We start from the raw sequence: 24227 nt of genomic DNA on the forward strand, positions 1-24227 counted from the left end.
CTTACGTCCCCGAGGCCTTAACCCGGCCGCATGTCCCGGATCGCGCGAATTTCGCCGTTCTAACACGCGAGCGCCGAATTCGTCCCATGACAGATGCGTCATGGCAGCCTCCTGGCTGTTGTCGGCAAATTACTGGCCAAGAGGGCCAAGGATCGCCATATAAGGCAGGCGAAATTCGGGAATTTTCATGAGCGCGCTGGCCAACCACGCATTTGCCAAGATGAACGGCATCGGCAACGAGATCGTCGTTGTCGACATGCGCGATTCCACCTCAAAGGTCACCGCGGACGATGCCCGCGCGGTGGCATCGGCGCGAGGCGGCGTGCCCTTTGATCAGCTCATGGTGCTGCAGAAGCCGCGCTTCGAGGGCACCGAAGCGTTCATCAGCATCTACAACAGTGACGGCTCCGAGGCAGGAGCCTGCGGCAACGGCATGCGCTGCGTCGTGCGCCGCATCTTCGAGAAGACCGGCCAGAGCAAGGCAACGTTCGAGACGGCCGCGGGCCTGCTCAACGCCTGGCAGGGTCCGGCGCCGGATCTTTATACGGTGGACATGGGCGCGCCAAAATTCGGCTGGCAGGACATTCCGCTCGACCAGGAATTCCGTGACACCCGCTACATCGAATTGCAGATCGGCCCGATCGACAATCCGATCCTGCATTCGCCCTCGGTGGTCAGCATGGGCAATCCGCATGCGATCTTCTGGGTCGATGACGTCAACGCCTACGACCTCGAGCGTTTCGGTCCGCTGCTGGAGAACCATCCGATCTTCCCGGAGCGCGCCAACATCACGCTCGCCCATATCGTCGATCCCCAGCACATCACGATCCGCACCTGGGAGCGCGGCGCCGGCCTGACCAGGGCCTGCGGCTCGGCCGCATGTGCCACGGCGGTCGCGGCGGCGCGGCTGAAGCGCGCCGAGCGCAATGTCGAGATCACGCTGCCCGGCGGCAAGCTCGGCATCGAATGGCGCGAGCGCGACGATCACGTGCTGATGACGGGCACGGCGACCTTCGAATATGAAGGCAGTTTCGATCCGGCGCTGTTCGCGCCGGTCGGCTGATGACCGTCGATATCGTCACCTTCGGCTGCCGCCTCAATGCCTTCGAGGCCGAGGTGATCCGCCGCGAGGCCGAGGGCGCGGGGCTCTCCGACACCATCGTCATCAACAGCTGCGCCGTCACCAACGAGGCGGTGGCGCAGGCGAGGCAGTCGATCCGCAAGCTGAAGCGCGAGCGGCCGGGAGCGCGCATCGTCGTCACCGGTTGCGCCGCGCAGACGCAAAGCGGCATGTTCGCCGGGATGGCCGAGGTCGATCGCGTCGTCGGCAATGACGACAAGATGCGGTCGTCCGCATGGCGCGAGGCGCGTGCGGCGTTCGATCTCGGTGCCAGCGAAAAAATCGCCGTCAGCGACATCATGTCGGTGAAGGAGATGGCGCCGCATCTCGTCGACGGCTTTGCGAGCGGCCTGCCGCGCGTGTTCGTGCAGGTGCAGAACGGCTGCGACCATCGCTGCACCTTCTGCATCATCCCGTTCGGGCGCGGCAATTCGCGCTCGGTGCCGATGGGCGCCGTGGTCGATCAGGTGCGGGCATTGGTCGAGCGCGGCCATGCCGAGATCGTGCTGACCGGCGTCGACCTCACCAGTTACGGCACGGACCTGCCGGGCGCGCCGAAACTCGGCCTGCTGACGAAGCAGATTTTGCGGCATGTGCCGGAGCTGAGGCGCCTGCGCATCTCATCGATCGATTCGATCGAGGCGGACAGCGATCTCTTGGATGCAATCGCCGAGGATTCGCGGCTGATGCCGCATCTGCACCTGTCGCTGCAGTCGGGCGACGACATGATCTTGAAGCGGATGAAACGGCGGCATACGCGCGGCGACGCCATCGCGTTCTGCGGCCAGGTCCGTCGCCTGCGCCCGGATATCGCGCTGGGCGCCGATATCATTGCGGGCTTTCCGACCGAGACCGAGGAGATGTTCTCGCGCTCGCTCGATCTGGTCGAGGAATGCGGCCTGACCTTCCTCCACGTCTTCCCCTATTCGCCGCGTCCCGGCACGCCGGCCGCGCGGATGCCGCAGGTGGCGGGCGGTGCGATCAAGGAGCGTGCGAAGCGGCTGCGTGCGGCCGGTGAAGCTGCGCTTCTGCAGCGGCTGCAAGCCGAGATCGGCGCCGCGCGCGAGGTGCTGATCGAGAGCGAGGAGCAGGGACGGACGGAGCACTATCTGCCGGTGGCGATTGCGGGCGAGCGAATGGGCAGCGTCGTGCCGCTGCGGATCGCCGGTCGTGATGGCGCGCGGCTGACGGTTTAGCTCTCGAGACGCTGAACTTGCTCCGCCGTCGTCCTGGCGAAAGCCAGGACCCATTACCCCATGGAGAAGTTGTCGCACGCGACGGCCAACTAGCAGTCTTCGCCAAACTGAATTCGGTGGTTATGGGTCCTGGCTTCCGCCAGGACGACGGCGGAATATTTGGCGCGCAGCGTCTCTAACGCGCCTACAACGCCCGCACCTGCCAGAACCGCAGCGTCCGCCGCGCATTCTCCGGGGTCATGCGCGCGTAGTTGCTTTGAGCCCTTGCGATATCGGCGGGCTTCATCGCGCCGCTCGCAAAGCGGCTTTCGAGCACGGCGGCGGTGGTTTCCCAGGTGAGCTGCGCCGCCTTGCATGGCACCAGCAGGCCGTCCTCGCGCAGGCTTTGCATCAGCGGGCGAATCACTTCGACGGTCGATCCCGACAATGCGGCCAATGCGGCCACCGCCTCTTCGTAGCGCCGCTGCGTGGCGAAGCCGAGCAGCGTCGCTTCGCTGAGCTGGCCGGTCGCCTTGAGGCCTGCGACGGCGCGCTTGGCACCTTCGAAATCGCGGACCCCCGACATCTCGCGCTCGACACCGACGGTGACGGCGGCGATCGCGGTCTGGATCTCCTCGAACAGATGCGGCGGCGCGCGCGACAACAGACGGGTCCGCACGGCATCGCTCGCCGAGCGCAGCAATTGACGGCGCAGGTCTGACGGCAGATCGACGCGGACGCCGACGCTGACCGCGAGCTCGGGATCGGCCTCGGCTTGTCCGACGATGACAGCAAATCCGTTTCCGGACACGCGCGCGCCGGGATTGGCGGCGAGCCGCCGGCTGACGCTGGGATAGCGCCGCGCCAGCAATGCATCGGTGACGATCTCCTTCAGCCACCAACGTCCGGCGACCGCGAGCAGATGCGGCTCGCCCTTGGATGATGCGATCTGCACCAGCGCGCCATCGTCGAGGCGCGCGGATTCCTGCAGCACGGGACCGGCGATGCGGATTTCGTCATTGTTGGCGAGGCGGCGAATGACCGATGGCGGCGCCTGCGCGATCGGGGCGAGCTGCGCGCTGATCTCGGCGAGCGCAACGCGTGCGCCCATGTCGGCGATGGCGCGGAGCTCGATAGTGCCGATCAGGCGATCGAGCACGTCGTCGAACAGGGCGATCTGCTCGTCATCGAAACTGCCGGCGGAGGACAGGAACAGGTCGGTGACGCGGCGGGCTGTTGCCAGGCCCTTTTCCGCCGAGCCAGTCCGAAGCGCGGACTCGACCTCGTCGATGATCGATAATTCGGCCGTGGACATGACGCGCAGCTCGTCCTGAGCAGATTGACGGAAGCTTGTTCTAAGCAACCATTATCATTAGCGACGAGCACTGAACGTTTCGTAAACTATAGGGAGCGCGGCGGGCACTGCCCTCATCCTGAGGGGCCCGCAAAGCGGGCGTCTCGAAGGATGGCCGCGGGCGAGATGCGGGCCTGCATGGTTCGAGACGGCCGCTACGCGGCCTCCTCACCATGAGGGACTGACAGGATTATTCTCCGTTCCACCCGCAGGCCCGGAGCCGCTCGTGCATGTGGGGTGGGGCCGGCGCCACCACGCGGACCGGCTCCTTGTTCCGAGAGATCGGCACCACGATCTCGCGGGAATGCAGGTGTAGCTTCGGCTCGCCGAAGCGCGGGCCGTTGCCGTAAATGTTATCGCCGAAGATCGGCCAGCCGGTCGCCGACGAATGCACCCGCAATTGATGGGTCCGTCCGGTCACCGGTTCCATGGCGAGCCAGGTCAGGCCGTCGCCCCGGCCCATTACCTTCCAGTTGGTGATGGCCTTCTGGCCCTCGGGATCGGGCTTCTGCCACCAGCCGCGCTCGGCATTGAGCCGGCCGAGGGGCATGTCGATGGTGCCTTCGTCCTCAGTGGGGCCGCCCTCGACGATGGTCCAGTAGGTCTTGCCGATCTTGCCATGCTTGAACAGCAGGCCGAGCGACGCCGTCGCCTTGCGATGGCGGCCGAGCACGAGGCAACCGGAGGTGTCCTTGTCCAGCCGGTGGGCCAGCACCGGCGGCCGCGGCAGGCCGAAACGAAGCGCGTCGAAGGAGGTTTCCAGATTGGCCCCGCCCTTGGGTCCGCGATGCACCGGCAGGCCGGCCGGCTTGTCGATGACCAGCATCAATCCGTCGCGATGGAGCACGCGGCCTAAGATTTCCTCGGCGGTCAATTCGGGAACATCGAGCAATTGCAGGACTTTCGGTCAAGACTTTCGTTTGCGAGCCGGAACGGCTAACACACCGCCACCATGAACGATACCACCCCCGAGACCCCCAAGCTGAGCTGGTGGCGCCGCCTGTCCGACGGGCTGAAGCGCACCTCGTCCTCGCTCGGGACCGCGGTCGCCGACCTCGTCACCAAGCGCAAGCTCGACCGCGCCATGCTCGACGACATCGAGGACGTGCTGCTGCGCGCCGACCTCGGCACCTCGGTCGCGGTGCGGATCGCGGATGCGGTCGGCACCGGGCGCTACGACAAGGCGATCTCGGCGGACGAAGTCAAGGACGTCGTCGCGACCGAGGTCGAGAAGGTGCTGGCGGCGGTGGCGAAACCGCTCGAGATCGACGCCGGCAAGAAGCCGTTCGTCATCCTGGTGGTCGGCGTCAACGGCTCCGGCAAGACCACCACCATCGGGAAACTCTCGCAAAAATTCGTGTCCGAAGGCCGCAAGGTGATGCTGGCGGCCGGCGACACGTTTCGCGCCGCAGCGATCGAGCAGCTCAAGGTCTGGGGCGAACGCACCAGGACCCCCGTCATATCGGGCGCACAAGGCTCGGATTCGGCGAGCCTCGCCTTCAACGCGCTGACGGCGGCGAAGGAGCAGGCCACCGACGTGCTCCTGATCGACACCGCCGGGCGGCTTCAGAACAAGGCCGAGCTGATGAACGAGCTCGAAAAAGTCGTGCGCGTCATCCGCAAGGTGGACGCGACTGCGCCGCATGCGGTGCTGCTCGTTCTGGACGCCACCGTCGGCCAGAACGCGCTGTCGCAGGTCGAGGCCTTCCATCGCACCGCCGGCGTCACCGGCCTCGTGATGACGAAGCTCGACGGCACCGCCCGCGGCGGCATTCTGGTGGCGCTCGCGGAGAAATTCAAACTGCCGGTGCATTTCATCGGCGTCGGCGAAGGCGTCGACGATCTCGCGCCGTTCACCGCGCGCGATTTCGCCCGCGCGATTGCCGGAATCGAAAGCTGAAGAATGGACAAGACCCAGCCGCATCCGCTGTTCAAGCTCGCGACCGAGCTCGGCCCGCTGCTCGTGTTCTTCTTCGTGAATGCGAAGTTCAATCTGTTCGCCGCGACCGGCGCCTTCATGGTCGCGATCGTCGCGGCGATGATCGCCTCCTATGTCGTGACGCGCCACATCCCGATCATGGCGATCGTGACAGGCGTGATCGTGCTGGTGTTCGGCACGCTGACCCTGGTGCTGCACGACGAGACCTTCATCAAGCTCAAGCCAACCATCATCTACGCCCTGTTTGCCGCGATCCTCGGCGGCGGCCTGTTGTTCGGCCGCTCCTTCATCGCCGTGATGTTCGACCAGATGTTCAATCTGACGCCGCAGGGCTGGCGCATCCTGACGCTGCGCTGGGCGCTGTTCTTCGCCGGCATGGCGGTGCTGAACGAGATCGTCTGGCGCACCCAGAGCACCGACTTCTGGGTCAACTTCAAGGTGTTCGGCGTCACCCCGATCACGATGATCTTCGCCATTGCCCAGATGCCGCTGACCAAGCGCTATCACCTCGAGCCGGCGTCGCTGGAAGCGAGCGAGGCCGAGGCGGGGGATGTGCGGAAGGGGTGAGGGTCCCGTGTCCCGGACGCGCTGCAGCGTGAAACGCTGCTGCGCAGAGCCGGGACCCAGAAGGCAACGCGTCGCGCTGTGACATGGGCCCCGGCTCTGCAGCGCACCGCTCACGCGCTGCGCAGCGTCCGGGGCACGAGAGCGGCGATCAGCTCCCCGCCGCCTTCAACGCCTTCTCCATCTGCGGCAACAACACCGTCCGCAAATTCTCCGGCGTGATCGGTCCCACCAGCTTGTAGACGATGGTGCCTTCGCGACCGACGACAAAAGTCTCCGGCACGCCATAGACGCCCCATTCGATCGAGGCGCGGCCGTTGGCATCGACGCCGACGCGGCCGAACGGGTTGCCGTAGCGCCCCAGGAAGCGCCGCGCATTGTCGGCGGCATCCTTGTAGTTGATGCCGACGAGCTGGAAGCGCTTGTCTTTTGCCAGTTCGGTCAGCAGCGGCGCCTCGTCGTGGCACGGCACGCACCAGGACGCCCAGACATTGACGAGGCTGACCTTGCCCTTGAACGCGGCGGGATCGAGGCCGGGGATCTGCGCGTTGTCAGCCTGCAATCCCTCGAGCGGCGGCAGCATGGTTTGCGGCGCGGGGCGTCCGATCAGCGCGGAAGGGATTCGCGAGGGATCGCCACTGCCGAGCCGGAACCAGAACAACAGCGCCAGGCCGATGAAGGCGATCAGCGGCAGCACCATCAGGAAGGTGCGGCGCTGTGGCGGAGCGGACGTCGATTGCTCGCTCATGATTGCTCGCTCATTCTCGATCTCTCATGGCCGATCCGTCGCGCTACGGCCGGAGCGGCGGGTCACGCCGCTGCGCTCGAGCTCGCGCAGGCGCTGTGTCTGGCTGCGATAATCGAGCACGATCCAGCCGATCAGGATCACGACCACGAGGGCGGCCGCGGCATAGGATGTCACGATGAAGGGCGCGTAGGGACCGAGCGACATGATCATGCAGCCCCGACTTCTTTTGACGTGCTGCCCTCACGCGAGCCGGTGCCGATTTCTGAAAACGCCACACGGCTCGCCTGCATCATTTGCAGCGAGCGGACGCGGCGGCGCAAAATCTCGTTGCGCATCGCCGCGATGTGCAGCGTGACGAACAGCAGGGTGAACGCGACCGCCATCACCAGCAGCGGAATCAGAAACGATCTGTCGAGCGACGAGCCGCCCATCCGCATCACTGACGCCGGCTGGTGCAGCGTGTTCCACCAGTCGACTGAGAACTTGATGATGGGCAGGTTGAGCGCGCCGACCAGCGTCAGCACGGCGGCGGCGCGAGCCGCGCGGGAGGGATCGTCGACCGCGCGCCACAGCGCCATCAGGCCGAGATACATCAGGAACAGGATCAGCACCGAGGTCAGCCGCGCGTCCCATTCCCAATAGGTGCCCCACATCGGCCGGCCCCACAGCGAGCCCGTCAGCAGCGCAAGGAAGGTGAAGGCGGCGCCGATCGGAGCTGCCGCTTTGGCGGCGACGTCGGCGAGCGGATGTCGCCACACCAGCGTGCCCAACGATGCGATGCTCATCACGCCCCACACGAACATCGACAGCCAGGCATTGGGCACGTGGATGAACATGATCTTCACCGTCGCGCCCTGCTGATAGTCGTCGGGCGCGGTGGCGGACTGATAGAGCCCGATCGCGAGCAGGATGATTGTCGCAGCCGCAAGCCACGGCAGCAGCCGCGCCGTCAGCGCGAGGAACCGTGTGGGGTTGGCGAGGTCGATCAGCGTCATGGTATCCTGATAATCACAGGTAAGCGCTCACGCAATCAGCACGAAAGTCCGCAGCGAAAGTTGATCGGGGTCAAGGTCAGTCCAGCCCATCTCAATCCAGCCCATGCTTCAGGCTCGCCGCAGCCGCGAACGGGCCGATCACGAGGCTGACCAGCGACAGCGCGCACAGGATCGAGAACGGCGCGCCGAACGTCATGGGGCCGACGATCACCGCCTGCGAGGCCGCGACCCCGAAGATCAGCACCGGGATCGACAGCGGCAGCACCAGGACGGCCATCAATAATCCGCCACGATGCAGCGTCACCGCCAGCGCCGCGCCGATCATGCCGGTGAACGTCAGCGCCGGGGTGCCGGCGAGCAGTGTCAGCGCCACCGCGCCGGTCGCCACCATGTCGAGGTTGAGCAGCAGGCCGAGCACGGGGGTTGCGACGATCAGCGGCAGGCCGGCGGCCAGCCAATGCGCCAGCGCCTTTGCCGCGCAGGCGAGTTCCAGCGGGGTCCGGCTCATCGTGATCAGGTCGAGCGAGCCGTCCTCGTGGTCGGCCATGAACAGCCGGTCCAGGGTGAGCAGGCTCGCCAGCAGCGCCCCCAGCCACAGGATCGCCGGCCCGAGCCGCGACAGCAGTGCCAGATCCGGCCCCACCGCAAACGGCATCAGCACCACCACGGTCAGGAAGAACAGCACGCCAATCAATGCCCCGCCGCCGACGCGGAGCGCGATCCGGATGTCCCGGCGGATCAGGGCAGACAGGGCGGTCATGGGGTGGCTCTTTCCACGGCGAGACGGCCATAAGAGCTCGGCTGGTGCCCAGGGCAAACTGCGCTCCCTCCCCCCTTGTGGGGGAGGGCGGGGGAGAGGGGTGGCCCCGGGAGAGATGCGGATCGTTCGCGCGCGGCCAGCAACAGATAGCCCGTTTTTCCAGCGCTTGATCCGAGAAAGTGTCGCCCGCCGCACCCCCCTCCCTGACCCTCCCCCACAAGGGGGGAGGGAACGGAGAGAGCGGCACCCCGCCGCTCGGAAAACTGAGGGTCCATCGGAATCACACCGCACCCCCGATCCGCAGCTCCCGCGAATCGATCCCGAGGGGGGCGTGGGTGGCGGCGACGATCAGGCCGCCGCGCGCCAAGTGCTCGCGCATCAATCCGGAAAACATGTCCTGGCCCGCGACATCCAGTGCCGTGGTCGGCTCGTCCAAGAGCCAGACCGGCCGGCGGACGGTCAGCAGGCGGGCCAGCGAGAGCCGGCGGCGCTGGCCTGCGGACAGGAAGGCGGCGGGCAGATCGGCGGCATGGTCGAGCCCGACGGTGGCGAGGCTCTCGCCGGCGTCGAAACGCTCGCCGCCCAAGAAATCGGCCCAGAACGTCAGATTCTCCGCCACGCTCAGGGCTGGCTTCAGGGCGTCGCGATGACCGAGATAATGGCATTGCTCCGGCAATGTCAGCTCGGCGTCACCTCCGTGCAGCGCGATCGTGCCGCCCGCCGGAATGAGCAGGCCCGCGATCAGCCGCAGCAGCGAGGTCTTGCCCGATCCGTTGCGGCCCACGACCGCCACGGCTTCGCCGGAGCCGGCCCCGAAATCGAGCCCGGCAAACACCTCGCGGCCGCCCCGCACGCATGTGACCCCATGTCCGGAAAGCTGCATCTCGCCTCGTACCAGCCCGCTCAACGTCAGGCCTCAGGAAAACTTGGGGTAGCGTATGGGAATTTTTGGCTCGCGGATTGCCGCGGCACGTTTGTGGCTGTGGCGGCGCGGTTAGAAAGCTTCTATAAGCCCGGAACTACTTGATGCAGCAACTCAACCTGCCCCTGCAAGCGACTCAGCCTGCCTACGCTGACGGTGTTAAAATACCCTGCCGGGTATAACTAACAATTGGGATTTCCTACATGACCTCGCTCGACAGCTTCAAATGCAAAAAGACCCTCAAGGTCGGCGCCAAGACCTATGTCTATTACAGCCTGCCCACGGCCGAGAAGAATGGTCTGAAGGGAATTTCGAAACTCCCCTATTCGATGAAGGTCTTGCTCGAGAACCTGCTCCGCAACGAGGACGGCCGCTCGGTCAAGAAGGAAGACATCGTCGCGGTGTCGAAGTGGCTGCGCAAGAAGTCGCTGGAGCATGAGATCGCCTTCCGCCCGGCGCGCGTGCTGATGCAGGACTTCACCGGCGTCCCCGCCGTGGTCGATCTCGCCGCGATGCGCAACGCGATGCAGAAGCTTGGCGGCGATGCCGAGAAGATCAATCCGCTGGTGCCGGTCGACCTCGTCATCGACCACTCCGTGATCGTGAACTTCTTCGGTGACAACAAGGCGTTCGGCAAGAACGTCACCGAGGAATACAAGCAGAACCAGGAACGCTACGAGTTCCTGAAATGGGGCCAGAAGGCGTTCTCGAACTTCTCCGTCGTGCCGCCCGGCACCGGCATCTGCCACCAGGTCAATCTCGAATATCTCTCCCAGACGGTCTGGACCAAGAAGGAGAAGATGACGGTCGGCAAGAAGACCGGCACCTTCGAGGTCGCCTATCCCGACTCGCTGGTCGGCACCGATTCCCACACCACCATGGTCAACGGTCTCGCCGTGCTCGGCTGGGGCGTCGGCGGCATCGAGGCCGAAGCCTGCATGCTCGGCCAGCCGCTGTCGATGCTGCTGCCCAACGTCGTCGGCTTCAAGCTGAAGGGCGCGATGAAGGAAGGCGTCACCGCGACCGACCTCGTGCTGACGGTGACGCAGATGCTGCGCAAGCTCGGCGTTGTCGGCAAGTTCGTCGAGTTCTTCGGCCCCGGCCTCGACCATCTCTCGGTCGCCGACAAGGCGACCATCGCCAACATGGCGCCCGAATATGGCGCGACCTGCGGCTTCTTCCCGGTCGACGCCGCCGCGCTCGATTATCTCAAGACCTCCGGCCGCGCCTCGGCGCGCGTCGCGCTGGTGCAGGCCTATGCGAAGGCGCAAGGGCTGTTCCGCACCGCCAAGTCGGCCGATCCGGTGTTCACGGAGACGCTGACGCTCGACCTCGGTGACGTCGTGCCGTCGATGGCCGGTCCGAAGCGCCCCGAAGGCCGCATTGCGCTGCCGTCCGTGGCCGAGGGCTTCTCGCTCGCGCTCGCCACCGAATACAAGAAGGCCGAGGAGCCGGCGAAGCGCTTTGCCGTCGAGGGCAAGAAGTTCGACATCGGCCATGGCGACGTCGTCATCGCCGCGATCACCTCCTGCACGAACACCTCGAACCCGAGCGTGCTGATCGGCGCCGGTCTGCTGGCGCGCAACGCCGCCGCGAAGGGCCTCAAGGCAAAGCCGTGGGTGAAGACCTCGCTCGCCCCGGGCAGTCAGGTGGTGGCGGCCTATCTCGCCGATTCCGGTCTCCAGGCCGATCTCGACAAGGTCGGCTTCAACCTGGTCGGTTTCGGCTGCACCACCTGCATCGGCAATTCCGGTCCGCTGCCCGAGGAGATCTCGAAGTCGATCAACGACAACGGCATTGTCGCGGCTGCCGTGCTCTCCGGTAACCGCAACTTCGAAGGCCGCGTCTCGCCGGACGTGCAGGCGAACTATCTGGCCTCGCCGCCGCTCGTGGTCGCCCACGCGCTCGCGGGCACCGTCACCAAGAACCTCGCCATCGAACCGCTCGGTGAAGGCAAGGACGGCAAGCCGGTCTACCTGAAGGACATCTGGCCGACGACGAAGGAGATCAACGCCTTCATGAAGAAGTTCGTGACCGCGTCGATCTTCAAGAAGAAGTATGCCGATGTGTTCAAGGGCGACACCAACTGGCGCAAGATCAAGACGGTCGAGAGCGAGACCTATCGCTGGAACATGAGCTCGACCTATGTGCAGAACCCGCCCTATTTCGAAGGCATGAAGAAGGAGCCGGAGCCGGTCACCGACATCGTCGAGGCCCGCATCCTCGCCATGTTCGGCGACAAGATCACCACCGACCACATCTCGCCGGCCGGTTCGATCAAGCTCACCTCGCCCGCCGGCAAATATCTCAGCGAACACCAGGTACGTCCGGCCGACTTCAACCAGTACGGCACGCGGCGCGGCAACCATGAAGTCATGATGCGCGGCACCTTCGCCAATATCCGCATCAAGAACTTCATGCTCAAGGGCGCGGATGGAAATATCCCTGAGGGCGGTCTGACAAAACACTGGCCAGACGGCGAGCAGATGTCGATCTACGACGCCGCGATGAAGTACCAGCAGGAGCAGGTGCCGCTGGTGGTGTTCGCCGGCGCCGAATACGGCAACGGCTCCTCGCGCGACTGGGCCGCGAAGGGCACGCGTCTGCTCGGCGTGCGCGCCGTGATCTGCCAGAGCTTCGAGCGCATCCACCGCTCCAACCTGGTCGGCATGGGCGTGCTGCCGCTGACGTTCGAGGACGGCACCTCCTGGTCGTCGCTCGGTCTGAAGGGCGACGAGAAGGTCACGCTGCGCGGCCTCGTCGGCGAGCTCAAGCCGCGCCAGAAGCTGACCGCGGAGATCGTCTCCGGCGACGGTTCGCTGCAGCGCGTTTCGCTGCTCTGCCGCATCGATACGCTGGACGAGCTGGAATACTACCGCAACGGCGGCATCTTGCACTACGTGCTGCGCAAGCTCGCGGCGTAAGCGCGGACTTGTGAACGGTGGCTCACTGCGAAGTGAGTAGTAGGTTACACGAAGGCGGCCTATCACAAGGCCGCCTTCACGCGTTTGCGGCAGGCTTCAGATGGGCCCGCCCGGCGGAGAACCCCACGCTTTGGACGGTTACTTTGGCGGACGAAAGTGTGAGGCCCGTAAGACTACGGTGACCATCCGGCGGTAAGATTTCCCTCTCACGAGCAATGGTGTACGGCGTTCGACATGACAACAATGACGGCTTCTCATCTGGTTTCACGCTGGTCCGGCGCCCTCTGGTCGGGAGCTCTTGGTCTCTGTGCGATCGTCGCCGTCATCCGTCCTGCCGAGGCTGATCCCCGCGCCGTTGTCGAATTGTTTACCTCGCAGGGCTGCTCCTCCTGCCCGCCGGCCGACAAGATCATCGGCGACCTCGCCCGCGATCCCTCGATCATCGCGCTGAGCATGCCGATCGACTATTGGGACTATCTCGGCTGGAAGGACACATTGGCCGATTCGCGCTTCTCTGCACGGCAGCGTGCCTATTCGCGCATGCGCGGCGATCGCGAAGTCTACACACCGCAGGTCGTGGTCAACGGCTCCACGCATGTCGTCGGCAGCGACCGCACCGGCATCGAAAGCGCGATCGGCAAAACCGACACGGGCACGGGCGTGATGAGCGTGCCGGTGACGATGTCGCTCGCGGGCAAGCAGATCAACGTCTCGGTGGCCGCGAGCAACGAGCCGACCGTGTCCCACGGCGAGGTCTGGATCTGCTCGATTGCGAAATCGGTGCCGATCGCGATCAGCCGCGGCGAAAATCGTGGACAGCAGGTCATCTATCACAACGTGGTGCGCAACCTGCTCAAGGTCGGCGACTGGACCGGCCGTCCGGAAAGCTGGACGGTGCCGATCGAGAACCTCACGCGCGACGGCGTCGACGGTGCCGTGGTCTATGTTCAGGACGGCAGCCGCGAGAAGCCGGGCCCGATGCTGGGCGCGGCGTATACGTCGCTGCACTGACGCGCACACTTCGAATCTTCCGACTCAAGCACGCTCTCAATCCTCATGGTGAGGAGGCGCGTCAGCGCCGTCTCGAACCATGCAGGCCCTACTGAGGCAGCTCGGCCTCGATCCTTCGAGACGCCGCTTCGCGGCTCCTCAGGATGAGGGGAGAGAGTTTGTGCGGAGATGGTGAGATATGCGTCGAGGCAGAAACATCCCGACACAGACAAAACCGACCCAAACAAAAAAGGACCAACTCGCGTTGGCCCTCCTTGTCGTGCGAACAGACCCGATCCTGACGGCCCCGGGGGGCTGGGGGCTGAGGAATCCGGAACCGAAAGGACCGGGTCAACGCACACAAGTCTTTTCGCAATGCAGGGCGGCAGTCGCTTGGCGGAAAAGCGGCGACACTGTGATTCCTGCTAACGATCCCGTGACGGTTTGCCGCGACAGAGTTCCACCGCTGCGTGTGGGCGGTTTGCTCCGGTCCAGTGTCCTTCCAGGGGCCCCTTGCGGTGGGGAACAGTTGGCGCGATCATGCAACTGTCATGATCCGCGGTTCCGGGGACGGTTCTTCGCGGACGCGGTCATGCTGATGCGACAGGAGGCGACCTATGAGTCTGTCGGAGGATGCCGATCCGAGCGAACAGCGCGCGGCGGCGCGCCCCGCCGCTTCGAATGCGCAGCTGAGCCGCGTGACGTTCAACCGGCTCGAGCTGCACCGTATTCTCAATCTCTACGGCCGGATGGTCGCCGACGGCGAGTGGCGCGACTATGCCATCGACTTCCTCAGGGATCGCGCCGTGTTCTCGGTCTTCCGCCGCGCCTCGGAAGTGCCAATTTATCGTATCGAGAAGGATCCGCGCCTCGCGCGCAAGCAGGGCATGTACAGCGTGATCTCGGCGACGGGCTTGATCCTGCGCCGCGGCCACGAACTGGAGCGCGTGCTCCTGGTGATCGATCGCAAATTGGCGGTGGTGTGAGCAGGGATCCAGTAGCCCGGATGAGCGTAGCGACATCCGGGTCTTTGCTTGCAGCCTTCCCGGGTATCGCTTCGCTCACCCGGGCTACGGGCCTTACTTCCCCGGCACGCTCTTCGCGCCCTCGCCAAGATCCCGCTGCATCATCACCGTGTCCAGCCAGCGGCCGAATTTCAGCCCGACGCTGGGATGCGTGCCGATCATCTTGAAGCCGCCCTTGCTGTGCACGCCGATCGAACCCGCATTGGCGGAATCGCCGATCACGGCGATCATCTGGCGGAAACCGCGCGCCTCGCACTCGACGATCAGCCGCTCCAGCAGGAGCGCTCCGATGCCGCGGCGGTGGAAGGACGGATCGAGATAGATCGAGTTCTCGACCGTGAAGCGGTAGGCCGGCCGCGGCCGGTAGGCGCCGGCATAGGCGTAGCCGGCGACGCGCCCGTCGAGGATGGCGACGAAATAGGGGTAGCCGCCGTCGATCAGCGTACGGTAGCGGCGCGTCATCTCGGCGAGATCGGGCGGCTCCAGCTCGAACGTCGCGGTGCCCTCGCGGACAGCCTGCTGGTAGATGGCGGTGATGGCGGGAAGGTCGGCCTCAATGGTGGGCCTGATATCGGGTGCGGACATGCCGCAAGATTAGAGCCTTCCTGGGACGGCTGGAAGAGGCGAACCGCCTCCCCACGTCGTCATTGCGAGCGAAGCAGCCTCCATCTTCTCCGCTGTCATGCCCCGCGTAGGCGGGGCATCCAGTACTCCGAAACAGTGCAGCAAGAACAGAGCCGCTGCGGCGTACTGGATCGCCCGCCCCAGTGCGCAATTGCGCACAAGGCAGGCGATGACGACGTCCGGCCCACCCAAACAAAAACCCCGGCCTTTCGGCCGGGGTTCGTGTCCGTCCTCTCGCCTCAGCGCTTAGTCGCGCTGGCCGAGGAGCTGCAGGAGCAGCGTGAACAGGTTGATGAAGTTCAGGTACAGCGACAGCGCGCCGGTGATGGCCGCACGCTCTGCGATGTCACCGCCGGCCGAGGCGTAGCCGTAGATGTAGTCGTTCTTCAGCCGCTGGGTATCCCAGGCCGTGAGGCCCGCGAACACCAGCACGCCGACCACCGACACCACGAACTGCAGCACCGAGCTCGCCAGGAACAGGTTTACCAGGCTCGCGATCACGATGCCGATCAGGCCCATGAACAGGAACGAACCCATTCCGCTCATGTCACGCTTGGTGGTGTAGCCGTAGAGGCTGAGCGCGCCGAAGGTCGCCGCGGTGATGAAGAACACCCGCACGATCGAGGTGTGCGTGAACACCAGGAAGATCGAGGACAGCGAGACGCCCATCAGCGCCGCGAACACCCAGAACAGGATCTGGGCGGTCGAGGGAGCGAGACGGTTGATGCCCGCCGAGATCACGAACACCATGGCGAGCGGCGCGAGCATGAACAGCCACTTCAGCGGGCTGACGAACATCGCGTAGCCGAACGGCGTCAGGAACAGCTTGCCGACGCGGACGGCTTCCGGGGTCGGAACATCCGTCACGGCGGCCATGTAGACGCCGAGCGCGGCCAAGCCGGTGATGGCGAGGCCAATGCTCATGTAGTTGTAGATGCGCAGCATGTAGGCGCGCAGGCCGGCATCGACCGTCGCGGCGTCAACACGCCCGGCGGCCCTGCCGAAAGGAGAAGCGTAATTGCGGTCTAGGTCCGACATGGTCGAATTCCCGTTGGTTGGTCCGGTCCGGCATGAGGGTCGCCATGCCGCCGGTTCGTCAAACTCTATCTCGGATACCGATGTCTGCCGACTAAATTTTGGCTAACAATCGGGGCTCCGAACCCACTCGATATGTGGGAAACTAACACATCCGCTGCAACCGTCCACGCGCGGCTGAATGTCGCCCTTCCCTGCAATCCAGACGAGCGGACGTGGTTAATCGCCGGAATCGTGCGATTTCGCTCCCGTGCCGCCGCCCGCTACCATTTGTCACAAATTCCGCAACACCGTGGCGGGCTTTTTGTTCAACGCCAGCAGCGTGCCGGCGAGCCCGAGGCCGACCGTGACGACCAAGGCAGCCGCGACCACGCCGGCGGCGCTGCCGCCCTGCCAGACGAAAGTGAGGGTCATCAGCCGGGTCACGATCATCCAGGCCGCGACGCTGCCGGCGAAAACGCCGAACACCGCCGTAGCGAGGCCAATCAGGAGGTATTCGAGGGCATAGGCGCCGAGCAGCCGCAGCCGGGTCGCGCCCAGGGTCTTGAGGATTACAGCATCGTAGACCCGGTGGCGATGGCCGGCGGCGAGCGCGCCGCCCAACACCAGGATCGCCGAGATCAGGGTCACCGCGCTGGCGCCGCGGATCGCCAGCGCCAGGTTGGTCACGACCGAGCCGACCGTCTCCATCACCTCGCGCACGCGCACGCTCGTCACCATCGGATAGGCGTCAGCCACCTCCCTGATGATCTTGCCGTCGCCGGCCGCATCGCCGCCGGCTTCCGTCAGCGTCGCGATGTGGGTGTGCGGCGCGCCCTTGAACGCGTTCGGCGAAAACACGAGGACGAAATTGATGCCGAGGCCCTGCCAGTCGACGCTGCGCAGATTGCTGATCTTCGCGGGGATGTCGCGGCCGAGGATATTGACCACGACCTCGTCGCCGAGCTTGAGGCCGAGTCCGTCCGCGATCTTCTTCTCCATCGAAACCAGCGGCGGGCCGGAATAATCGGCGCTCCACCACTCGCCCTCGACCACCTTGGAGCCCTTCGGCAGCTCGGCGGTATAGGTCAGGCCACGGTCGCTCTGCAGCACCCACTCGGAATCGGTGCTGGGCTTGAGCTCCTCGGCGCGGACGCCGCGGGCCCCGACGATGCGCCCGCGCAGCATCGGCACGTCATCGACCTTCGCGCCAGGGGCGAGCTGGCGCAGATATGAGTCGAACTGCTCGGCCTGCGTGCTCGGAATGTCGATGAAGAAGAACGACGGTGCGTGCTCGGGCAGTGCCGCCAGGAACTGCCGGCGCAGATTGCCGTCGATCTGGGTGATGGTGACGAGCACGGCGAGGCCGAGCCCGAGCGACAGCACGACGGAGGGCGTCAGCGCGCCCGGCCGGTGGATGTTGGCAATCGCAAGCCGCAGCATCGGCCACCGCGTGCGCGGCAGCCGCCGTGCGATCGTCATCAGCAGAGCGGCAATGCCGCGCAGCAGCGCGAACACGACCACGGAGGAGGCCACGAACACCGCGGCGATGCGCTTGTCGAAGGATAGCCCGATCACGACCGCGATGAGCAGCGCGATCACGACGGCCATGAAGACGAGATAGCTCCAGCGCGGCCGGTGCCATTCGGAGCTGATGGTGTCGCGGAACAGCGCGGCCACCGGCACGTCGTGCACCCGCCCGAGTGGCCACAGGCCGAATGCAAGCGCCGTCAGCAGCCCATAGACGAACGACAGCGCGAGTTCGTCGGCATGCACCGCCGGCACCACCGGCAGCGGCAGCAGCTTGCCGAACAGGCCGACGATTGCGAAGGGCATGGCGGCGCCGAGCGCGAGGCCGATCACCGAGCCGATCGCGGCGAGCAGGAGAACCTGGGCGAGATAGATGCCGAACACGTCGCGCCCGGTGGCCCCGACGGCCTTGAAGGCCGCGATCACCTCGAGCTTGTGATCGATATGGGCCTTGACGGCATTGGCGACGCCGACGCCGCCGACCAGCAGCGCGGCGAGGCCGACCAGCGTCAGGAACTGCGTGAAGCGGTTGATGTTGCGCTCGAGCTGCGGCGACGCATTGGAGCGGCTGCGGACCTCCCAGCCGGCCTGCGGCGCGGCGTTGCGGGCGTCCGCGATGAAGGCGTCGGTGGCGCGCTCGCTATTGGCGATCTCCGGCAGCTTCACCCGGTAGACCCAGCGCACCAGGCTGCCGGGCTGGACCAACCCCGTGGCGCGCAGGCCCGCCTCGCTGATCAGGAAGCGCGGGCCGAAGCCGATGCCGCCGGCGAGCTTGTCAGGCTCGGCTTCGACGGCGCTGCGGATCTGGAACGTGGCAGTCCCGACGGTGACGCGATCGCCGGTCTTGAGCGACAGCCGCGCCAGCAGCGTCGGATCGGCGGCCGCGCCGAACGCGCCGTCGTGCTCTGCGAGCAGGTCGGACATCGGCAGCGGCGGCGCCAGCGTCAGCTGTCCCAGCATCGGATAGGTGTCGTCGACGGCCTTCATCTCGACCAGCGCCAGCTTGCCCTCAGCCGAGCGCGCCATGCCGCGCAGTGTGGCGGCGCTCGAGACGGTGCCGCGCGAACGCAGGAAGGCGACTTCCTCCGGCTTCGCCTCGCGCTGGAACAAGACGAAGGACACGTCGCCGCCGAGCAGCGTACGGCCCTCGCGGGCGAGGCCGTCGCTCAGGCTCGCCGATACGGAGCCGACGCCGGCGATCGCCATCACGCCGAGCGCGATGCAGGCAATGAAGACGTAGAAGCCGCGCAGGCCGCCGCGCAATTCGCGCAGCGCGTAGCGCAGCGACAGCGCAACGCCATTGGGCTTCGCAAACGGTTCGGCAGCGAGGCTCATGCCGGCGCCGACTGCGTGTCGATGCGCCCGGAGCGCAGGCGGATCACGCGATCGCAGCGATGCGCCAGCGAGGAATCGTGCGTGACCAGCACCAGCGTCATGCCGCGCTCGGCATGCTTGCTGAACAGCAGGTCGACGATCTGTTGTCCCGTGGCTTCGTCGAGATTGCCGGTCGGCTCGTCGGCAACGAGGATCGCGGGATCGGGTGCCAGCGCGCGGGCCAGCGCGACGCGCTGCTGCTCGCCGCCGGAGAGCTGCGTCGGATAGTGATGCAGACGGTCGCCGAGCCCGACCGATTGCAGCTCCTGCGCCGCGCGCTTTGTGGCGTCGGGATTGCCCGCAAGCTCGAGCGGCACCGCGACGTTCTCCAGCGCGGTCATGGTCGGGATCAAATGGAAGGACTGGAAGACGATGCCGACCTGGCGGCCGCGGAAGCGGGCCAGCGCGTCCTCGTCGAGGGCATTGAAAGGCGTGCCGCTGACCACCACCTCTCCGCTATCAGGACGCTCCAGCCCCGCCATCACCATCAGCAGCGTGGATTTGCCCGAACCTGAGGGGCCGATCAGGCCGATCGTCTCGCTCCGGCCGACGCGCAGGCTGATATCCTTGAGAATGTGAACGCGTGCCGCGCCCGTACCCAATGACAGATTGACGTTGGAGATGGCGATGGTGTCCGCCGAACTGTCGGCGAGCGAAGAGGAAGAGATGCGAGTGTCCATGGTCCGGTCATATGGCAACTCCGCACGCGCGGTCGAGAGGCGTTACGGATTGTTCATGCACATAGCCGTGTTGATGCTCGCTTTGATGACGGTGCCAAATCCGGCATGGGCCGAGGCGGCGAAACCGATCAAGCTGGTGGTTCTCGGCGATTCCTTGAGCGCCGGCCTCGGCCTCCCGGCCCAGCAAGCGTTCCCCACTGGGCTTCAAAAAGCTTTACAATCCAAAGGCATAGACGTCGACATGACCAATGCCGGGGTGTCCGGCGACACCTCCTCGGGGGGCCGTGACCGGCTCGACTGGTCGGTCCCCAACGGAACCGACGGTGTGATCATCGAGCTCGGCGCCAACGATGCGCTGCGCGGCATCGATCCCGATTTGACGCGCACCGCGCTGACCGAGATCGTCCAGCGCCTCAAGGCGCGCAAGATCGCGGTGATGCTGTGCGGTATGCTGTCGCCGCCGAATTACGGCGCGGACTATGCCGCGCGCTTCAATTCGATTTATCCGGATCTGGCGAAAAAATTCGGCGTGCCGCTCTATCCGTTTTTTCTCGACGGTGTCGCGGCTGATGCCAAGCTCAACCAGGCCGACGGCATTCATCCGACCGCGGCCGGCGTCGACATCATCGTCAGGAATATCTTGCCCACGGTTGAGGCATTCATTGGCACGATAGCTGAGCAGCGGCGTTGAAAAGCAGGCAGCGCCGCCCGTAATTCCCAGGGTTTTACCGGGGTGAGGCGCGCGATGCTTCGCAGAGTCACACAACTGCGATAGGAATTGAGGTACCGGTGATTCGTCGCCGGCTCTAAAATTTGGATATGATCTTTCCCATGGGATCATGGCCAAGCATCGGGAGTGCGAAACGATGCCGCGTTTGTTCACTGGTCTGGAAATTCCGGCCGAGATTGGCCAGTCGCTTTCCAATTTGCGGGGCGGCCTTCCCGGCGCCCGCTGGATCGATCCCGAAAATTACCACGTCACCCTGCGCTTCATCGGCAATATCGATGGCATGTCCGCCAACGAAATCGCCTCGATGCTGTTTCGCGTCGACCGCAAGCCGTTCGAGGTGAAGGTGCAGGGTTTGCAGAGTTTCGGCGGACGCAAGCCGCGCGCGGTGGTCGCCACCATCGTGCCGAGCAAGCCGCTGATGGAATTGCAGGCCGAGCTCGAGCGCCTGATGCAGCGGATCGGCCTCGACCCTGAAGGCCGCAAGTTCATCCCGCATGTCACGCTGGCCCGGCTGCACGACGCCACCGACCGTGACGTCGCCGATTATCTTTCGCTGCGCGGCTATTTTCCCAGCAAGGCGTTCACGGCCGAACGTTTCGTGCTGTTCTCGTCCCGCGCATCGACGGGCGGCGGCCCGTATGTGGTCGAGGACGCTTATGAGTTGTGTGAGTGAGTCTTGGCTCGCAGAAGACGGAGCGACGCCGACCCATATGGCGCGTAGATGCCTAGCATCGACTGAAGTCAGAATGGCAATCCGTGTTCGTCGTATCCTACTATTTCGTCGGGCATCCGGTCGGCTACCACAGGCAGCTCGCTCCAGCGTCGACGGATTGCGGCCATATCCTCCAAAAGAGCAGTTTTGCAGTACTGATTGTCGATGCGCCTGAGGCGCTCTTCGATAGCTCGCTTCGTAGCAAGAGCAACCGTCTCGCCAGTGAGTTGCGCCAGACGCCTCGCGAGACGTTCGACCTCGGAGTCCTCGATACTAAGGGCCATGCCAGGAACCTCAAAGCAGCCGCTTTAGCCCTGTGATATCTCAATTATTCGCCTCCGACCACGTGGATGTGGGCGGAGCGCATAAGCCCTTGCGCCAATACGGAGTTGCAATTTCCGCTCATCTCTGGCGGTAAAGAGCATGCTCTCGACCCCCAGTTCCTCATTCCGCGAAGCCTATCAGGCCCAGATCGCGTCCGGCGCGATCGAGCCCGACGCTGCGCAGGCCGAAATCGCCGACGCCTATGCGGCGCTCGACCAGCGGCTCGCCGATTACAAGCCGCAGCGCAAGCAGGGCCTGCTCAGCCGCCTGTTCAGCAGCGACAAGGACGAGGCGCCGCATGGGCTCTACGTCCATGGCGAGGTCGGCCGCGGCAAGACCATGCTGATGGATCTGTTCTTCCAGCACTCGACCGTCGAGCACAAGCGGCGCGCGCATTTCCACGAATTCATGGCCGATGTGCACGAGCGCATCTACGATTTTCGCCAGGGCATCGCCCGAGGCGAGATCGCCGACGGCGACGTCATCGCGCTGACGGCGCATGCGATCTTCGAGGAGAGCTGGCTGCTCTGTTTCGACGAATTCCACGTCACCGACATCGCGGACGCGATGATCCTCGGCCGCCTGTTCGCAAAGCTGCTGGAGCTCGGCACCGTGGTGGTTGCGACCTCCAACGTCGCGCCTGACGACCTCTACAAGGGCGGTCTGAACCGTTCGCTATTCCTGCCCTTTATCAAACAGATCACCGACCACATGGACGTGCTGCGGCTCGACGCGCGCACCGACTTCCGGCTGGAAAAGCTTCAGGGCGTGCCGATGTGGTTGACGCCGGCAGACACCGAGGCCGACGCCGCGCTCGACCGCGCCTGGTCGAAGATGTCAGGCAGCGCCAAATGCAAGTCGCGCGATATTTCGATCAAGGGCCGCATCCTGCACGTGCCGTGCTCGGCCCACGGCGTGGCGCGCTTCGCGTTCGCCGATCTCTGCGAGAAGCCGCTCGGGGCATCCGACTATCTCAGGCTGGCGCACGACTATCACACCATCCTGGTCGACCATATTCCAGTGATGGATTTCTCCCAGCGCAACGCCGCCAAGCGTTTCATTACGCTGATCGACACGCTCTATGACAATGCCGTGAAGCTGATGGCCTCGGCCGATGCCAACCCGATCTCGCTCTATCTCGCCAATGAGGGCAACGAGGCCAACGAGTTCAAGCGCACCGCCTCGCGCCTGATCGAAATGAGCTCGGAATCCTATCTGGCACTGCCCCACGGTCGCAAGGATTCCACCGCCAGCGGTTCGACCAAGGGGTTGGTGGAGACTTAAGTCCTATTTCACCATCTTCTCCGGCGTCATTCCGGGGCGCGACGAAGTCGCGAGCCCGGAATCCATCCTGCCGCCGACTCTGCCGCCTCATGGATTCCGGGCCTGCGCCTGTTGGCGCATCCCGGAATGACAGCCTGGGTATTCTGGCTGCTATCCCGGCAAGCCCGACAATTGGGCAACCCGTGACTTGAACGGGGGAGGCGAAAGGGATAACCACCCGTCTCAGTTTTCCCCTCCTTACGTGTCTAAAGGACAGGTTCACATGGCGCGCGACAAGATTGCTTTGATTGGCTCCGGTCAGATCGGCGGAACGCTGGCTCATCTCATCGGCCTGAAAGAGCTGGGCGACGTGGTGATGTTCGACATCGCCGAGGGCGTGCCGCAGGGCAAGGCGCTCGACATCGCGCAGTCCTCGCCGGTCGACGGCTTTGACGCGCACTACACCGGCGCCAACTCCTACGAGGCGCTCGACAACGCAAAAGTCTGCATCGTCACCGCCGGCGTGCCGCGCAAGCCCGGCATGAGCCGCGACGACCTCCTCTCGATCAACCTCAAGGTCATGGAACAGGTCGGCGCCGGCATCAAGAAATACGCCCCCGACGCTTTCGTCATCTGCATCACCAACCCGCTCGACGCGATGGTCTGGGCGCTGCAGAAGGCTAGCGGCCTGCCGCACAAGAAGGTCGTCGGCATGGCCGGCGTGCTGGATTCGTCGCGCTTCCGCTACTTCCTGGCCGACGAGTTCAACGTTTCGGTCGAAGACGTCACCGCCTTCGTGCTGGGCGGCCATGGCGACACCATGGTGCCGCTGGTAAAATACTCCACCGTCGCCGGCATCCCGCTGCCCGATCTCGTCAAGATGGGCTGGACCTCGCAGGCGCGCCTCGACGAGATCGTCGACCGTACCCGCAACGGCGGCGCCGAGATCGTCAACCTCCTCAAGACCGGCTCGGCCTTCTACGCGCCGGCGGCTTCCGCGATCGCGATGGCCGAGAGCTATCTGCGTGACAAGAAGCGCGTGCTGGCCTCGGCCGCCTACCTGAACGGCGAATACGGCGTGAAGGACATGTATGTCGGCGTGCCCGTCGTGATCGGCTCCAAGGGCGTTGAGCGCGTCGTCGAGATCGAGCTCGTCGGCAAGGATCGCGAAGCCTTCGACAAGTCGGTCGGCGCGGTGCAGGGTCTGGTTGATGCCTGCAAGAAGATCGCACCCGATCTTCTGGGCCGCTAAGGTCGAAACATTCCGCCGAAGATCGAAAACCGGTCTTCGGCGGTTTCATTTCCGGGGTCCGCCAAACCTTGTTTAAGGTTGGGGCGGGTCCTGGTCCGCAAGTCCAGAGATCGATGTCAGAGAATCCGGGTTGCAGTTCCTGTGGTATATGGTATGCCAGCCACAAGACTGAGGTGGGCCTACGAGGTCACCGCCCGCGGGTTCAGGG

At 65.0% G+C, this 24227-nt stretch carries 23 protein-coding genes; 11 read left to right on the forward strand and 12 right to left on the reverse strand.

Features of this window, described 5'->3' with window-relative positions:
- The first annotated feature begins 187 nt into the window (after positions 1–187).
- Positions 188–1063 (forward strand): diaminopimelate epimerase, encoded by an 876-nt coding sequence (dapF, locus tag BRA1253DRAFT_RS24650; RefSeq protein WP_007598832.1) that lies wholly within the window; start codon positions 188–190, stop codon positions 1061–1063.
- On the forward strand, positions 1063–2316 hold the full coding sequence (gene mtaB, locus BRA1253DRAFT_RS24655) for a tRNA (N(6)-L-threonylcarbamoyladenosine(37)-C(2))-methylthiotransferase MtaB (RefSeq protein ID WP_007598833.1): 1254 nt from the start codon (positions 1063–1065) through the stop codon (positions 2314–2316). The genes dapF and mtaB overlap by 1 nt, the downstream gene beginning before the upstream one ends.
- Before the next feature lie 184 nt (positions 2317–2500).
- On the opposite strand, the gene BRA1253DRAFT_RS24660 is transcribed toward mtaB, so the two are convergent.
- Complete coding sequence (locus BRA1253DRAFT_RS24660; RefSeq protein WP_007598834.1) at positions 2501–3610, reverse strand: DUF2336 domain-containing protein; 1110 nt, start codon at positions 3608–3610, stop codon at positions 2501–2503.
- Positions 3611–3839: 229 nt separating this feature from the next.
- The gene (locus BRA1253DRAFT_RS24665; RefSeq protein WP_007598835.1) at positions 3840–4541 is read right to left on the reverse strand and encodes an RluA family pseudouridine synthase; all 702 of its coding nucleotides are present in this window, start codon (positions 4539–4541) and stop codon (positions 3840–3842) included.
- Positions 4542–4601: 60 nt separating this feature from the next.
- Here BRA1253DRAFT_RS24665 and ftsY point away from each other — a divergent pair, with 60 nt between their 5' ends.
- Together ftsY and BRA1253DRAFT_RS24675 are read left to right on the forward strand one after the other, a co-directional pair.
- Positions 4602–5549 carry a signal recognition particle-docking protein FtsY gene (gene ftsY / locus BRA1253DRAFT_RS24670; protein ID WP_007598836.1) on the forward strand — a complete coding sequence of 316 codons (948 nt, stop codon included), beginning with the start codon at positions 4602–4604 and terminating at the stop codon, positions 5547–5549.
- Positions 5550–5552: 3 nt separating this feature from the next.
- On the forward strand, positions 5553–6155 hold the full coding sequence (locus tag BRA1253DRAFT_RS24675) for a septation protein A (protein ID WP_007598838.1): 603 nt from the start codon (positions 5553–5555) through the stop codon (positions 6153–6155).
- 148 nt (positions 6156–6303) lie between these two features.
- Here BRA1253DRAFT_RS24675 and BRA1253DRAFT_RS24680 read toward each other — a convergent pair whose 3' ends face one another.
- The 5 genes from BRA1253DRAFT_RS24680 to ccmA form a co-directional block, all read right to left on the reverse strand.
- A complete protein-coding gene (locus BRA1253DRAFT_RS24680; protein ID WP_007598840.1) occupies positions 6304–6900 on the reverse strand; it encodes a DsbE family thiol:disulfide interchange protein in 597 nt (198 codons plus the stop codon).
- A 24-nt stretch (positions 6901–6924) separates the two neighbouring features.
- Positions 6925–7110: a heme exporter protein CcmD gene (ccmD, locus tag BRA1253DRAFT_RS24685; protein ID WP_007598841.1), complete on the reverse strand. Its 186-nt coding sequence runs from the start codon at positions 7108–7110 to the stop codon at positions 6925–6927.
- Positions 7107–7895 (reverse strand): heme ABC transporter permease, encoded by a 789-nt coding sequence (locus BRA1253DRAFT_RS24690; protein ID WP_007598843.1) that lies wholly within the window; start codon positions 7893–7895, stop codon positions 7107–7109. Before BRA1253DRAFT_RS24690 ends, ccmD begins: the two co-directional genes overlap by 4 nt.
- Before the next feature lie 91 nt (positions 7896–7986).
- Positions 7987–8655, reverse strand: a complete 669-nt coding sequence (gene ccmB / locus BRA1253DRAFT_RS24695; protein WP_007598845.1) for a heme exporter protein CcmB — start codon at positions 8653–8655, stop codon at positions 7987–7989.
- Positions 8656–8935: 280 nt separating this feature from the next.
- Positions 8936–9538, reverse strand: coding sequence for a heme ABC exporter ATP-binding protein CcmA (gene ccmA / locus BRA1253DRAFT_RS24700; protein ID WP_007598847.1), 603 nt, complete (start codon positions 9536–9538; stop codon positions 8936–8938).
- Between the two features lie 242 nt (positions 9539–9780).
- Between ccmA and acnA the strand changes: the two genes are divergently transcribed.
- The 3 genes from acnA to BRA1253DRAFT_RS24715 all read left to right on the forward strand — a co-directional run bounded on the left by acnA (position 9781) and on the right by BRA1253DRAFT_RS24715 (position 14477).
- Complete coding sequence (acnA, locus tag BRA1253DRAFT_RS24705; RefSeq protein WP_007598848.1) at positions 9781–12501, forward strand: aconitate hydratase AcnA; 2721 nt, start codon at positions 9781–9783, stop codon at positions 12499–12501.
- A gap of 234 nt (positions 12502–12735) precedes the next feature.
- Entirely contained in the window at positions 12736–13512 is a 777-nt protein-coding gene (locus BRA1253DRAFT_RS24710; RefSeq protein ID WP_007598850.1) for a thioredoxin family protein, read from the forward strand.
- A gap of 596 nt (positions 13513–14108) precedes the next feature.
- On the forward strand, positions 14109–14477 hold the full coding sequence (locus BRA1253DRAFT_RS24715) for a DUF2794 domain-containing protein (protein WP_007598853.1): 369 nt from the start codon (positions 14109–14111) through the stop codon (positions 14475–14477).
- A gap of 93 nt (positions 14478–14570) precedes the next feature.
- Here the strand turns inward: BRA1253DRAFT_RS24715 and BRA1253DRAFT_RS24720 are convergent, their stop codons facing one another.
- The 4 genes from BRA1253DRAFT_RS24720 to BRA1253DRAFT_RS24735 all read right to left on the reverse strand — a co-directional run bounded on the left by BRA1253DRAFT_RS24720 (position 14571) and on the right by BRA1253DRAFT_RS24735 (position 19738).
- Positions 14571–15101: a GNAT family N-acetyltransferase gene (locus tag BRA1253DRAFT_RS24720; protein ID WP_007598854.1), complete on the reverse strand. Its 531-nt coding sequence runs from the start codon at positions 15099–15101 to the stop codon at positions 14571–14573.
- A gap of 285 nt (positions 15102–15386) precedes the next feature.
- On the reverse strand, positions 15387–16178 hold the full coding sequence (locus BRA1253DRAFT_RS24725; protein WP_007598855.1) for a Bax inhibitor-1/YccA family protein: 792 nt from the start codon (positions 16176–16178) through the stop codon (positions 15387–15389).
- A gap of 270 nt (positions 16179–16448) precedes the next feature.
- Positions 16449–19019: an ABC transporter permease gene (locus tag BRA1253DRAFT_RS24730; RefSeq protein ID WP_007598856.1), complete on the reverse strand. Its 2571-nt coding sequence runs from the start codon at positions 19017–19019 to the stop codon at positions 16449–16451.
- Entirely contained in the window at positions 19016–19738 is a 723-nt protein-coding gene (locus BRA1253DRAFT_RS24735) for an ABC transporter ATP-binding protein (protein ID WP_007598857.1), read from the reverse strand. The genes BRA1253DRAFT_RS24730 and BRA1253DRAFT_RS24735 overlap by 4 nt, the downstream gene beginning before the upstream one ends.
- A 55-nt stretch (positions 19739–19793) precedes the next feature.
- On the opposite strand from BRA1253DRAFT_RS24735, the gene BRA1253DRAFT_RS24740 reads away from it, so the two are divergent.
- Together BRA1253DRAFT_RS24740 and thpR are read left to right on the forward strand one after the other, a co-directional pair.
- On the forward strand, positions 19794–20429 hold the full coding sequence (locus tag BRA1253DRAFT_RS24740) for an arylesterase (RefSeq protein ID WP_007598859.1): 636 nt from the start codon (positions 19794–19796) through the stop codon (positions 20427–20429).
- A gap of 175 nt (positions 20430–20604) precedes the next feature.
- On the forward strand, positions 20605–21141 hold the full coding sequence (gene thpR / locus BRA1253DRAFT_RS24745) for an RNA 2',3'-cyclic phosphodiesterase (protein ID WP_007598862.1): 537 nt from the start codon (positions 20605–20607) through the stop codon (positions 21139–21141).
- A 68-nt stretch (positions 21142–21209) separates the two neighbouring features.
- On the opposite strand, the gene BRA1253DRAFT_RS24750 is transcribed toward thpR, so the two are convergent.
- Positions 21210–21464 (reverse strand): type II toxin-antitoxin system VapB family antitoxin, encoded by a 255-nt coding sequence (locus BRA1253DRAFT_RS24750; RefSeq protein ID WP_007598864.1) that lies wholly within the window; start codon positions 21462–21464, stop codon positions 21210–21212.
- 139 nt (positions 21465–21603) lie between these two features.
- On the opposite strand from BRA1253DRAFT_RS24750, the gene zapE reads away from it, so the two are divergent.
- Together zapE and mdh are read left to right on the forward strand one after the other, a co-directional pair.
- A complete protein-coding gene (zapE, locus tag BRA1253DRAFT_RS24755; protein WP_007598866.1) occupies positions 21604–22788 on the forward strand; it encodes a cell division protein ZapE in 1185 nt (394 codons plus the stop codon).
- 262 nt (positions 22789–23050) lie between these two features.
- On the forward strand, positions 23051–24019 hold the full coding sequence (gene mdh / locus BRA1253DRAFT_RS24760) for a malate dehydrogenase (protein WP_007598869.1): 969 nt from the start codon (positions 23051–23053) through the stop codon (positions 24017–24019).
- Positions 24020–24227 lie beyond the last annotated feature (208 nt).

It is taken from the genome of Bradyrhizobium sp. WSM1253, from assembly GCF_000244935.1.
Taxonomy (GTDB): domain Bacteria; phylum Pseudomonadota; class Alphaproteobacteria; order Rhizobiales; family Xanthobacteraceae; genus Bradyrhizobium; species Bradyrhizobium canariense.